This is a genomic window from Prevotella sp. KH2C16, from assembly GCF_900113305.1.
GTDB lineage: Bacteria > Bacteroidota > Bacteroidia > Bacteroidales > Bacteroidaceae > Prevotella.
The window spans coordinates 192,770-205,764 of record NZ_FOOW01000001.1 but is presented as its reverse complement, the minus strand read 5'-3'; the positions used below and the strand labels follow the sequence as shown (position 1 = coordinate 205,764).

The 12,995-nt window shown below is 45.6% G+C and carries 10 protein-coding genes; 2 read left to right on the top strand and 8 right to left on the bottom strand.

Annotation, left to right across the window (positions count from 1 at the left end):
• Nucleotides 1–117: 117 nt before the first annotated feature.
• From rnc to BM114_RS00775, 3 genes are read right to left on the bottom strand one after another with little or no spacing between them, the layout of a single operon-like run.
• Entirely contained in the window at nt 118–1,185 is a 1,068-nt protein-coding gene (gene rnc, locus BM114_RS00785; RefSeq protein WP_092109169.1) for a ribonuclease III, read from the bottom strand.
• Nucleotides 1,175–2,437: a beta-ketoacyl-ACP synthase II gene (gene fabF / locus BM114_RS00780; protein ID WP_092109167.1), complete on the bottom strand. Its 1,263-nt coding sequence runs from the start codon at nt 2,435–2,437 to the stop codon at nt 1,175–1,177. Before fabF ends, rnc begins: the two co-directional genes overlap by 11 nt.
• A complete protein-coding gene (locus BM114_RS00775) occupies nt 2,438–2,674 on the bottom strand; it encodes an acyl carrier protein (RefSeq protein WP_092109717.1) in 237 nt (78 codons plus the stop codon).
• 293 nt (nt 2,675–2,967) lie between these two features.
• Between BM114_RS00775 and BM114_RS00770 the strand changes: the two genes are divergently transcribed.
• Complete coding sequence (locus BM114_RS00770; protein ID WP_092109164.1) at nt 2,968–3,573, top strand: DUF4254 domain-containing protein; 606 nt, start codon at nt 2,968–2,970, stop codon at nt 3,571–3,573.
• Between the two features lie 9 nt (nt 3,574–3,582).
• Nucleotides 3,583–4,632: a glycosyltransferase family 9 protein gene (locus BM114_RS00765; RefSeq protein WP_092109161.1), complete on the top strand. Its 1,050-nt coding sequence runs from the start codon at nt 3,583–3,585 to the stop codon at nt 4,630–4,632.
• A gap of 630 nt (nt 4,633–5,262) precedes the next feature.
• Here the strand turns inward: BM114_RS00765 and BM114_RS00760 are convergent.
• From BM114_RS00760 to leuS, 5 genes are all read right to left on the bottom strand, one after another.
• A complete protein-coding gene (locus BM114_RS00760) occupies nt 5,263–6,555 on the bottom strand; it encodes an ArnT family glycosyltransferase (RefSeq protein ID WP_092109716.1) in 1,293 nt (430 codons plus the stop codon).
• The gene (locus BM114_RS00755; protein WP_255406374.1) at nt 6,531–8,537 is read right to left on the bottom strand and encodes a type IX secretion system anionic LPS delivery protein PorZ; all 2,007 of its coding nucleotides are present in this window, start codon (nt 8,535–8,537) and stop codon (nt 6,531–6,533) included. Before BM114_RS00755 ends, BM114_RS00760 begins: the two co-directional genes overlap by 25 nt.
• A gap of 95 nt (nt 8,538–8,632) precedes the next feature.
• Nucleotides 8,633–9,214, bottom strand: a complete 582-nt coding sequence (locus BM114_RS00750; RefSeq protein ID WP_092109155.1) for a non-canonical purine NTP diphosphatase — start codon at nt 9,212–9,214, stop codon at nt 8,633–8,635.
• Entirely contained in the window at nt 9,180–10,139 is a 960-nt protein-coding gene (locus BM114_RS00745; RefSeq protein WP_092109152.1) for a YitT family protein, read from the bottom strand. Before BM114_RS00745 ends, BM114_RS00750 begins: the two co-directional genes overlap by 35 nt.
• Nucleotides 10,136–12,985, bottom strand: coding sequence for a leucine--tRNA ligase (gene leuS, locus BM114_RS00740; RefSeq protein WP_092109149.1), 2,850 nt, complete (start codon nt 12,983–12,985; stop codon nt 10,136–10,138). The genes BM114_RS00745 and leuS overlap by 4 nt, the downstream gene beginning before the upstream one ends.
• Nucleotides 12,986–12,995: the final 10 nt, after the last annotated feature.

The following is a 12,995-nucleotide window of genomic DNA, read 5'->3' as shown; positions in this document are numbered from 1 at the left end:
GAAAAAACAAGATTATCCGTTTCTTTTCTCTCAGATATTTACTTCTTATAACTCCTTATGACACAAAAGGCAGCCTCTTGTCAAGGCTGCCTTAATTCCATTCAAAAATAAATATCCTTACTGCGCCTCGATGAAGGCAGCAGCCTCGGCGGCGGCAATGATTTCCTCACGACTCTGTGCTTTGGCACTAATATCGCTAAGATCGAACTCATTATCATCATCACTGGCGGAGCTATTATTTATAATAGCCTCATGTCGTTCGTCCACAGCACTCTGACGCTCATCAAACACTTGTTCCTGAAACACCGTTTCATGCTTTTCCTCAATTGGTTTTTCTCCACTTTGCGCAATGATGAAATCGTCTTTAACCTCCGTATCAGGCACTTGCTCCACAGGTTCTTCTTCCATCTTGGTGCGGTTGGCCTTGGCTGCAAAGACCGCATCAATGTATTGGGACTCTTTCTTCAGTTTCTCAAGGGTAAGCTTGCAGGCTTGCTGCTGCGCCTCCTTCTTGCTGTATCCACTTGAAGAGCAACCTTTCACACCTTCGAGAATCACCTGAAAACTAAACACCGGTGACCCGCCCTTGTCGGATTTCTCATCGAGCATGCGGAATTCTAGCTTTACGCGATTCTTCTGGCTCCATTCAATAAGCTTGCTCTTGAAGTTTACTTCCTTGTAGGCCACCTTGTCAATGTTGATCATCTGCGCCAGGATACGATTCTTAAGAAATCGCATACATGCATCATATCCACGGTCAAGATAGATGGCTCCTATCAATGCCTCAAAAGCGTTTCCTCCCATATAGCTGTTATGAGAGGAACTGCGCCCGCTTGAAAGGATGAGCTGGTTAAGCCCTAACTCCTGCGCGAGTTTGTTGAGTGTATCACGCTGCACAAGCTTCGACCGGGTATTGGTGAGGAATCCCTCCCTCTTACCGGGAAAATGATGATAGACAATGTCTCCTACAGTAGCATCGAGAATGGCATCTCCGAGAAATTCAAGCCGCTCGTTGTTTACGGGTTTTCCTTTTTTATTACGGCGCATGACGCTTTTGTGCATCAGCGCCAGTTTATAGTAACTGATGTCGTGCGGATAGAAACCGATAATGGGATACAAAGACAAATAAAGCTCCTTATCCTTGCGGAAAGGGAGCCTTATTCTGTCGATTATATTACTCAGCATATTTCTTGAATACTACGCATGCGTTGTGCCCGCCAAAACCAAAGGTATTGCTGAGGGCAGCACGAACTTCGCGCCTTTGTGCCTTATTGAATGTGAAGTTCAAGTTATAGTCAATCTCAGGATCTTCATCGCCTTCTTCGTGATTGATTGTCGGAGGAACGATGTCGTTCTTCACGCTCAGTATGCACGCCATGGCCTCAACGGCTCCGGCGGCACCGAGAAGATGACCTGTCATTGACTTTGTAGAACTGATGTTCAGTTTATAAGCTGCATCACCAAATACATCCTTAATAGCCTTCACCTCGCTGATATCACCCACATGAGTGGAAGTGCCGTGCACATTGATATAGTCGATATCCTCCGGCTTTAAGCCTGCATCTTCAAGTGCAGCCTCCATAACAAGTTTGGCTCCAAGCCCTTCAGGATGAGACGCCGTGATATGATATGCATCGGCACTCTCGCCTTCACCTACCATTTCTGCATAGATTTTAGCTCCACGAGCTTTGGCATGCTCGAGCTCCTCAAGGATGATACAGCCTGCTCCTTCAGCCATGACAAATCCATCGCGGCTTGCGCTGAACGGACGAGAGGCATGTTCCGGATCATCATTACGAGTAGACAAAGCCTTCATCGCATTGAAACCGCCTACACCACAAGCACAGATTGCACTTTCGGCACCACCTGCAACGATGATGTTCGCTTTTCCCAATCTCAAAAGATTGAAGGCATCGGCGAGTGCATTGCTTGAAGATGCACAGGCACTAGTCGTGGTAAAGTTAGGTCCGTGGAATCCGAAATGAATAGAGATATGCCCTGAGGCAATGTCTGCAATCATCTTGGGAATGAAGAACGGACTGAACTTCGGTCCGTCATCTATATGCTGCGCATAATAGGTTACCTCATCCTCGAATGTACGGATACCGCCAATACCCACGCCATAGATTACTCCAATGCGGTTTTTGTCTTCCGTTTCCAAATCAATACCACTATCCTTTACACCCTGAATGGCACTAATCATAGCCAACTGGGTGTAATGGTCGAGCTTGCGAGCCTCCTTGCGGTCGATCCAATCGTTCACATCAAGGTTTTTAACCTCGCAGGCAAATTGTGTCTTGAACTTGGAAGCATCGAAATGTGTAATAGGAGCTGCGCCGCTCTTACCGGCCAACATGGATTGCCATGTTTCTTCCGGTGAATTGCCCAAGGGTGTTACGGCTCCAAGTCCTGTTACGACTACTCTCTTTAACTCCATTTATTTAGCGTTCTCAGCAATATAGTTGATAGCGTCGCCAACAGTCTGTATGGTTTCAGCCTTATCGTCTGGAATGGAAATACCGAATTCTTTTTCAAACTCCATAATAAGCTCTACGGTATCCAAAGAGTCTGCACCGAGATCATTTGTGAAGCTTGCTTCTGGCTTAACTTCAGCCTCATCAACACCAAGTTTATCCACGATAATAGCCTTTACTTTGCTTTCAATTTCTGACATAATTGTAACTTTTAAAATGTTTATAAATAGTTTCTGAATTGGAATCAAACTAAAAATCTGGATGCAAAGGAACGAAAAAATTACCAAATGCACAAATTTTTTAATAAAAAAAGCGTTTTTAGTTGCACAAACCATTGCAACTGTGCATTTTTTTAAGTTAGGATTAAACCAAAAATACAGTCTTTTTATCCATTATTTAGGGACAAATTGAAAAATCGTCGAGTTTTATTTTGCTTTTTCTATTATTTCAACTATCTTTGTCGTGTAATAATTTTAAAACCAACTCGCATATTATGACTTTCACTGAACGATGTAATTTGATTTTCAATCAGGTAATTCGCGACTATCACATCAAGAACGATGTAGACACTCACATCAACAATCCATACGACAGGGAGTCGATAGACAATCGCCTATACCTAAAGTGCTGGATAGACACTGTGCAGTGGCATCTTGAAGATATTATACGAGACCCGCACATAGATCCCGTTGACGCGCTGGCTCTGAAGCGCCGTATCGACCGATCAAACCAAGATAGAACTGATCTGGTAGAGCAGATTGACTCTTTCTTCCGTCAGAAATATAGTGAGGTAAACATTCTTCCTGAAGCACAGATTAACACCGAGAGCCCGGCATGGGCCATCGACCGACTGAGCATCCTGGCACTAAAAATCTATCATATGAAGGATCAAGTAGACCGCGAAGATGCCTCCGCCGAGCATAGGGAGAAGTGTCAGGGTAAGCTCAATGTGCTCTTGGAACAGCGGAAAGACTTGGGCACGGCCATCGATCAACTGTTGGAAGACATTGAGGCAGGGCGCAAATACATGAAGGTATATCGACAAATGAAGATGTATAACGACCCGTCTACAAATCCAATCCTATACGGGAAGAAGTAAGGACATCAGGTGAAGACAGAGCATTTACTCATCATCCGATTCTCGGCAATGGGTGATGTAGCCATGACCGTTCCCGTGGTTGCATCGCTGGCACGGCAATACCCTGATATGCGCATTACTGTACTCAGTCGTCCCTTTACCCGATGCTTCTTCGAAAACCTGGCTCCGAATGTAGGATTCATGGAAGCTGACTTGAAAAAAGACTACAAGGGACTGCACGGACTCAATGTGCTCTACCGCCGACTGGTGTCCAAACAGTTTACCGCTGTTGCCGACTGTCATGATGTCTTGCGTACGAAATACTTGCGACTGAGGTTTTTCCTGGGAGGCTATAAGGTTGCCCACATCAACAAGCACCGGCACGGAAAGCGGCTTCTCGCGCGTAAATATAATAAGGTATTCGTGCAACAGCCCACCTCATTCCAGAATTATATTGATGTAATAACCAAGCTTGGCTACTCTATAAAGCCGGAATTCACATCCATCTATCCGCAAGATGGTGCACAGATAGACGATTTATACGGCATTATAGGTGAAAAGAAAGAGAATTATAAATGGCTGGGAATCGCCCCGTTTGCCGCTCACAAGGGAAAGATATATCCCATTGAGCGGATGGAAAAAGCTATCCAACTGATTATAAAGAAGTTTCCAAAGTTAAAGATATTCCTCTTCGGAGGCGGAAAGGAGGAAAAACAAATACTCGACTCGTTGGCAGAAAAGTATGAGCAATGTATGAATGCATCTGCCATACTTGGAGGATTGGAGAACGAAATACGGTTGATGAGTCATCTCGATGCCATGATTTCCATGGATAGTGCCAACATGCACCTGGCCTCTTTGGTGAATACACCCGTCATCAGCGTCTGGGGAGCCACTCATCCTTACGCCGGATTCATGGGCTGGAACCAGAAAAGTGAGAATGCGGTACAAACGGATATGAACTGCCGTCCCTGCTCCATCTATGGAAACAAGCCATGTTTCCGAGGCGACTATGCCTGCATGAACAGTATCGCTCCCGAGCAAATCTGTGATAAAGTAGCGACTATTTTAAATCAATAAATGGACTTCTATTTCCAAATCCTTTATCACAGATTCCCTGAATCCTACTTTTCTGAGAGAACGATAACCACCATTTTCCTCTCTTTTCAACCACCGTTGCCAAACTAAAAGAAGTAAGTCTACAAGTTACAAGCCGTGTGTAATGCTGTTACAAATAGTGTGTAATGGGATTACACGCCGCTTGTAACATATAGGATAACGACATAAACCTGTGAAAAACTATGTTGATAACTCTAATAAATACGGTTGAAAACTAATCATATATCCACAATATACAAGATAAGAAAATGCGGATGTGAATATCCATCGAGATTTCCACATGCAGATTTTGTATTTTCCACCATTTCAAAGAAATAAAAATAAGTCATATTATGGCTTCTATCCATCATTACAAAATTGTGGATAAATACTCTTAACCTATCATTACCAATACTATAGTATGAGAAGAAGCAGTCAATAAAACCAAAAAAGAGTCTAATAACTGAAATACCAAATATTTTAAAAGAAAGTTTTGCACTTTTCCACGCACTATCATCATATCCATCTTTTATTTTAAAAAGAAAAACAAAGAATATATAGATGTATTGTTGTTGATAAACAATGCGATGAGGAAAACATAATTCTTTCGTGTCAATCAGTTGTGGTTTGTTGGCTCTTCGTTTTCAAAGACAACTTCTCTGATAGACTTGTTGCGGCAAGCATGAAGATGAACGGCATGAAAGGAGCCTTAAAGCGTGTCTCTCCGTGAATAGCGAGTACGATGGCCAATGAACCGCCAATGATGATGATAAGCGGCAGGAAGGCGTTTTTGAACCGTTTTCGAGCAAGCAGCTTTATTGTTCCCCATAGGGCGAACAACAGAAGTGCGTAATACAAAACCATACAGATGAATGCCGCCGTTTGAACATAGTTCAGGCCGTTTAGTCTCTGGATGATATTCCTGTAAGGCAGGGTGATATAATTGTTTTCAGCCTTTGACTTATCTTTTATGAGGAAAGTCATATTGTCTATGTCGGTGAAATACATGTAAAGCAGCCTTCCCGGCACTTTACTCAGATAGTTGAGTTTATTGTTCTTGAGCCATTCCAGACTTCTCTTTTTCCAAATCTGGTTGCATTCAATGGCTGTCTTGTCGTGCATGTTGTCGATATATCGTACCGTTCCTACGGGATACATCTCGGTGTTATAATGCGGTCTTACGCTCGTTTCATAAGTGGCTTCAGCCATGTTGAACCATAACGACTCTGCCTGATAGATGAAATATCCGGTCCTGGAATAGCTTTCTATGCCGAAAAGAAAGATGATAAGGATATATCCAGATAAGATTCCCACAGTTTTTCGGAGGATATTCTTTCTTTCAAAGAGTATATAATAAAGCATCAATGATCCCAAGAAGATAAGGGCGATGGGGCGAAACCAATTGGCCAGGGCCATGAGCATTCCTCCGAGAAACAGCCACCGGATATTCTCTGAATTCTTCAATATGATATAGAATGCGAGTAAAATGAGGAATATCATCGGGGTTTCAGAATTCACGGTGGTAACTTCACCCCAGTTGTTAGGATAGAGGATATATAATATAAGTGCTGCAAAGGCAACCTTTGAATTAAAAACGAGTTCCGAGATTTTGGCTATCAGCAGGGCTGTCAATGCCTTTAAGAGGCAGAAGAAGACAAGTATTGGATATATGGAGTGGAATGTCTTGAGGAATAAAGCCGTGAGATTTATCACGCCGATATTCCAGATAAACGGATATCCTTTGATGAGTCCGAGGCATGGATAAGGTTCTCCAGCCTCGATACATGTTTCCGCATACTCTATATATCCAATGCCGTCGTTCGTCGGAGTATATCCAAAGATTGCCAGAACGGCAAGCAGGAATAGAAAAAATAACAGTATCAGTTTACGATAGCTACCTTGCATACCGTTCCTTTATCTCCTGTCTGGGTGGCTGTCTGAACCATATAGACACCGCTGGCAACCCTTTTTCCTTTCTGATCACACCCGTTCCAAGTGTAGGTTCCACCGCTGCTCCTGCCTTCATTTACAAGTACTCCGTTTGAAGTTACAATCTTCACATCGGCATCATAGCTGAGCCCTACGATGGTGATAGGGCCTGTATATTCAGGTCTTACGGGATTAGGATAGGCATAGACATTCTCCGTGGTCATGTTTTCATTCGTTACTGATGCGTCGGTCATATAGGAGCACAGTCCTTTGTCAGTACCGATGAACAATTCGCCGGTCTTTGGATTGATGGCCATTGATTCTATGTTATTGGATAGAATCCTGCTGTTTTCGGTGGTAAAGTGTTGTATTTGGGTCATATTGTCCGCACTAATCAGGTAAATACCGTTGCCTTTGGTGCCAAACCACTTTCTTCCGACTTCATCGATTACGATTGCCGAGATGTTTACCCCGTCCAGGAGATAGTCGGCAAAGTTGGTTCCATCATTACGGGGAACCTTTATCTGCTGGAATTGATAGTTGTCTGAGGTAATCTCAGACGGTTCTAACATGAGTGGGCCGACGCTGGTTCCTATCCAGATATTATGGTTTTTGTCTTCCGCAATACATTGAACGGAGGATACGCCGACACTTTGTCCGTCTTGGTTTGTGAATGTCGTGTAGGCATTCAGCCTGTCACTTGAAGACTGATAGGCATAGAGCGACGGTACTGTCCAATGGTCGTTGCCAAACCATATGAGCCCTCGGCTGTCGTGAAAGATATTCGTTAGTTTTCCAAGGCTTTTCCCGCCCAGTTTCATCAGGGCGTCCTTGGTATGCGAAATCCATTTTCCTTCGTTTGTATATTCCAGTAAGGATTGTTGCGGAGCTTGGCTGTTCAGGCACCAGAGACTGCCGGCCTTATCAAATCCAAGTCCCAAGACGAGGATATATTCTTTGTCGGCAGTTGCGATGGCAGATTCGAGAGGACTGTTTTCGCTGTTCCAGAGTTTCACGAATTTGCCATCCATGAATTCATAGACTCCCGTCCGACCGCTTGCAAAGACATGGTTTTCATTCTTCGGATTCACATCCAGACAGGAAAGATCGACATAGGAAACTCCTGTCTTCTGTCTCAGATTGTCTTCATAAATAGTCCATTCATCATTGTCGGAAAGCACTTGTATACAGCCGGGACGATTCAAGTCGCTTGTTACATAGTATCCTCCGCCACAAGTATAAAGGCGGTTATTGGCAAACTTCATGAATCCGAAATAGTTATATTTAGGACCTCCAGGGTTTAAGTTTTTTACCACTTTAAGCATCTCGGCATCTATATCTTTAGTCTTTGCAATATAGTTCCCTACTCTGCTCCAATTATTTCTATCGAGTAGATTAGTGTTTTGATTGCCACGATAGAGGCCGTTGGTGGAGGAAGCTGCGTAAAGATATCCTCCGTCTGTATAGCTGTAGTCTATGCGGAAGCCGAGGTTATAGGTGTCTGAGATTTCAGCATTACTGACATTCAGCTTGAGGATTCCGAATCCCGTGCTGATATAGGCATATTGGCCGTCGATGTCTATGCTGTAGATGGTCTTGTCTTCGGTCATCGGCTTGCTATAGAATTCAGAGATATTGGTAACTTTATCCTCCTGGTCGAGCAAGTCAATATTCTGGTTTTGATAGACAATCACGAGCCGCTTGGCACTCTGACACCATGCAATGTGCGTGATTTCACTGTCGGAGAGGAAGTTTATTTTGTCGTAAGTCTGTATGCTCTGGTCGTTTTCATGATAAGAATACAGGTTACTGGAGGCAAGTACATACATCGTGTTTCCGCCTTTCTCAATCTCCGTTATATCCTGATAGGCCATGTAGGCCTTCCATGTTCCGATGGCTGTTGCGCTTGCAGATAATGTATTGATTATCAGTATGATTGACAAAAGGATTTTCTTCATATTCAGCGTTGTGGTTTTTGTGTTTGTAAAAGACGGCTTTTTACTCTCCTTTTAACCGTTAGAAGCGTTCCTTTTAACGGCTAAAAGCAATCCTTCTAACGGTTTTTTACAAGATAGTCGGCCAGCTTCCTTACGGCTCTTGCCCGATGAGAGATTCTATTCTTCACATCATCCCCCAGTTCGGCGAAGCTTTTGTCATATCCTTCAGGAATGAAAAGAGGGTCGTATCCGAAACCTTCCGTGCCATGTTTCTCGGTTCCAATATGTCCCTTTACCACGCCTTCAAACTCGTGTAATTCGCCATGAAGTATCAATGCGATGACCGTCCGGAATTGTGCTTCCCGGTTTTCGTTGTTGCTCAGCTCGCATAATAGTTTCTGCATATTGGCTTCACTGTCGTGATCAGTTCCTTCGGCATAGCGGGCACTATGGACGCCGGGTGCTCCGTCAAGAGTCTCCACTTCGAGTCCAGTATCATCTGCAAAGCAGTCAATGTGGTATTTTTCATAGACATATCTGGCTTTCTGAAGGGCGTTTTCCTCCAATGTATTGCCCGTTTCTGGAATGTCCTCGTGGCAGCCAATGTCGTTCAGGGAGACAATCTCAAAATTGTCTCCCAAAATCTCACGGATTTCGTGAAGCTTATTCTTGTTGTTCGTCGCGAAAACTATTTTCATATTGCTTCGGAACTTTTACCTTCATTTCGTCGAATCCCTCACCATATACGCCGATGACAGAACTTTGCGATACGAAGGCATTCGGGTCTATCATCTTGATGAGGCGGAATATATTCACGCTTTCGTTCTTCTTGGCAAGTATGCAGAGCACCTTCATCTCCTGTCCGGTGTACCATCCGTGTCCGTCGAGAATCGTTACTCCGTGATCCATTTCGGTGCCGATGGCATTCGCAATTTCCTGATATTTCTTGGAGAAAATCATGAATTGTACCGACTCGCGACGGCGGTTCATCACATAGTCGAGCATGAAATTCTCTATGACCATGGTGCAGAAACCGAATACCACCTTATGGGCTCGTTCGAAGATTTGCCCGAACTGCGGGAAGAAGAAGCAGCTTCCGATAATGAGGAAATCCACGAGAATCAATACCTGTCCTATTGAAAAGTTGTGGTATTTGTTCACGCAGGCTGCGATGATGTCGGTTCCTCCGGTACTTCCGTTATTCAGGAAGACGATGGCGAGCGAGGTTCCGGTCAGACAGCATCCTATGATGAGCGACATGAAGTTCTGGTTTTCGCCGAGTATCCGGATGAAGTGTCCTGTCTCGTCTTTTGGCATCAGCATCTGTGCGAACTTCAACATGAAGTAGAGCGCGATGATGGCATAGATGGTTTTCATCATAAACCGGAAGCCCAATATTTTCAAGGCTACGCCCAACAGGGCGATATTGATGAAGAGATAGGTATTTTCAATGGGGAATTTAGTGGCATAGAAGATGATGGCCGACATACCTGTTACACCGCCCGTTACAATTTCGTAGGGAAGGAGAAATACCGTCCAGGCAAAGGTATAGAGGAGTAAGCCCAAGGTAATGAAGATATAATCCTTGGCTTCTCTCCACAAATATTGTCTCTCTAATGTCATTTAAGCACGATGTTTACGATTTTTTTAGGAACAATAATTACCTTAACGACATTCTTTCCATCCATATACTTCTGTGATTTCTCATCAGCAAGTGCGGCCTTCTGAATGTCTTCATGAGAGGCATCTGCCGGGAATTTCATCTGGAACCGGGCCTTTCCGTTGAAGGAAATGGTAAGTTGAATCTCGTCTTCCGCGAGGTATTCTTCGTTCCATGTCGGCCATTGGGCATCACAGACGCTACCCTTCATATTCAGAGTTTCCCAGAGTTCTTCGGCAATATGTGGCGCAAAGGGGGCGATGAGGATGACCAAATCGGTGAGTAGTTCCCGGCTATGACACTTCTGCTGCCCCATTTCATTTACGCAAATCATGAATGCGGAGATGGCGGTATTATACGAGAAGTTCTCAATATCACCCGTAACTTTCTTGATAAGCTTGTGTACGCTCTTCAGGCTTTGCGGCAAGGGGTCTTCATCATTGACGAGGAATGCGCCGGTACGGTTGTCATAGAAGAGATTCCAAAGCTTCTTCAGGAAACGGTGGCAACCGTCTATGCCGTTGGTATCCCAAGGCTTGCTCTGCTCTACAGGACCCAGGAACATCTCGTAAAGGCGCAGCGTGTCGGCTCCATACTGTTCTACGATCCTGTCGGGGTTGACTACATTGAACATCGACTTCGACATTTTCTCCACGGCCCATCCGCAGACATACTTGCCATCTTCAAGGATGAACTCCGCATTCTCATATTCAGGTCTCCATGTCTTGAAAGCGTTGATGTCGAGAATGTCGGCATGCACGATGTTGACATCTACATGGATGGGAGTGGTTTCATACTTGTCTTTCAGGCCGAGGGATACGAATACGGGGGCTGCATCATGATCGTCGCTGTTGATACGGTAGACAAAGTTGGAGCGCCCTTGTATCATGCCTTGGTTAATGAGTTTCTGGAAGGGTTCTTCCTTGCAGCTTACGCCATAGTCATGGAGGAACTTATTCCAGAATCGAGAGTAAATCAAGTGCCCCGTGGCATGCTCCGTTCCACCCACATAGAGGTCTACATTCTGCCAGTATTCATCAATATCCTTGGCCACGAGGGCATTTTCGTCCTTTGGATCCATATACCGCAGATAGTAAGCCGAAGAGCCTGCAAAGCCCGGCATAGTGTATAGTTCGAGCGGGAACACAGTCTTGTTGTCGATGAGACTCTTCTCCACGACCTTGTTGTTGGCGGTGTCCCATGCCCACTTCTTGGCTCTTCCCAATGGCGGCTCACCGGTTTCCGTGGGTTCATACTTGTCTATCTCCGGCAATTCCAGCGGCAGATACTGCTCCGGAATCATGTAGGGCATGTCTTCTTTATAGTATACTGGGAACGGTTCACCCCAATAACGCTGACGCGAAAAGATGGCATCACGAAGCCGATAGTTCACCTTTACGCGGCCAAGACCTGTCTCGGTTACATACTTCTTGGTAGCAGCGATAGCCTCCTGCACGGTGAGTCCGTTCAGGGAGAACGGTGTCTGCTTGCCCGCGACGGGGCTGTTCATCACGATGCCTTCCTTCGCATCGTAGCTCTCCTGTGATACATCAGCCCCCTCGATCAATGGAAGGATGGGCAGGTTGAAGTGCTTGGCGAAGGCATAGTCGCGGCTGTCGTGAGCAGGAACAGCCATGATGGCACCGGTTCCATAGCCTGAAAGCACATATTCCGAAACCCAGATTGGGATGGCATCACCCGTAAACGGATTGATGGCATAGGAGCCTGTGAAGACGCCGGTAACCTTTCGGTCTGACATGCGCTCCAGCTCGGTGCGCTTCTTTACATACTCCAGATATTTGTCCACCTCCTCTTTCTGTTCCGGGGTGGTTACCTTTCCCACATACTCACTCTCGGGAGCCAGCACCATGAAGGTTACGCCGAACATGGTGTCTGCACGCGTGGTGAAGATGGTGAACTTGACATTGCTGTCCTTGACGGCGAATTCCACTTCCGTACCTTCTGACCGTCCTATCCAGTTGCGCTGTGTCTCTTTCAGGGAATCAGTCCAGTCTATGTCGTCCAGACCATCGAGCAGACGCTGCGCATAGGCGCTTACGCGCAGGCACCACTGGCGCATCTTCTTCTGGATTACCGGATAGCCGCCGCGCTCGGAAACGCCGTCGATGACCTCATCATTGGCAAGCACCGTCCCAAGACCCGGGCACCAGTTCACCATAGTCTCGCCCAAATAGGCTATGCGATAGTTCATCAGGGTCTTCTGCTGCTCATGTTCGTTCATGCTCCTCCAGTCTCGGGCAGAGAAGACGAGTTCTTCCGAGCATGCCACATTCATGCCCAGCGTGCCGTTGTCCTCAAAGTGATGGATGAGGTTTTCTATGGGCTGGGCTTTCTTCAGGTCGTTGTCGTAATAGGAATTGAACATCTTCCGGAATGCCCACTGGGTCCATTTATAATAGACAGGGTCGCAGGTACGCACCTCACGGGTCCAGTCGAACGAGAATCCTATCTTGTCCAGCTGCTCGCGATAGCGGCGGATGTTCTGCTCGGTGGTGATGGCCGGATGCTGACCAGTCTGTATGGCATACTGTTCGGCGGGCAGTCCGTAGGCATCATAGCCCATCGGGTTGAGCACATTGAAGCCCTGTAGGCGCTTGTAGCGTGCATAGATGTCCGAGGCGATATAGCCTAAAGGGTGGCCTACATGCAGTCCTGCCCCTGAAGGATACGGAAACATGTTGAGCACATAGTATTTCTGTTTCTGCTTGTCTTCCGTTATTTGATAGGTGTGCTGTTCCACCCATTTCTTCTGCCACTTCTTCTCTATTTCTCTGAAGTTATATTCCATTTCCGTTTTA

Coding starts and splice junctions, on each gene's coding strand:
- fabF (WP_092109167.1), bottom strand. CDS start 2,437: ATGGAGTTAAAGAGAGTAGTCGTAACAGGACTTGGAGCCGTAACACCC.
- BM114_RS00755 (WP_255406374.1), bottom strand. CDS start 8,537: ATGAAGAAAATCCTTTTGTCAATCATACTGATAATCAATACATTATCT.
- leuS (WP_092109149.1), bottom strand. CDS start 12,985: ATGGAATATAACTTCAGAGAAATAGAGAAGAAGTGGCAGAAGAAATGG.
- rnc (WP_092109169.1), bottom strand. CDS start 1,185: ATGCTGAGTAATATAATCGACAGAATAAGGCTCCCTTTCCGCAAGGAT.
- BM114_RS00745 (WP_092109152.1), bottom strand. CDS start 10,139: ATGACATTAGAGAGACAATATTTGTGGAGAGAAGCCAAGGATTATATC.
- BM114_RS00750 (WP_092109155.1), bottom strand. CDS start 9,214: ATGAAAATAGTTTTCGCGACGAACAACAAGAATAAGCTTCACGAAATC.
- BM114_RS00770 (WP_092109164.1), top strand. CDS start 2,968: ATGACTTTCACTGAACGATGTAATTTGATTTTCAATCAGGTAATTCGC.
- BM114_RS00775 (WP_092109717.1), bottom strand. CDS start 2,674: ATGTCAGAAATTGAAAGCAAAGTAAAGGCTATTATCGTGGATAAACTT.
- BM114_RS00760 (WP_092109716.1), bottom strand. CDS start 6,555: ATGCAAGGTAGCTATCGTAAACTGATACTGTTATTTTTTCTATTCCTG.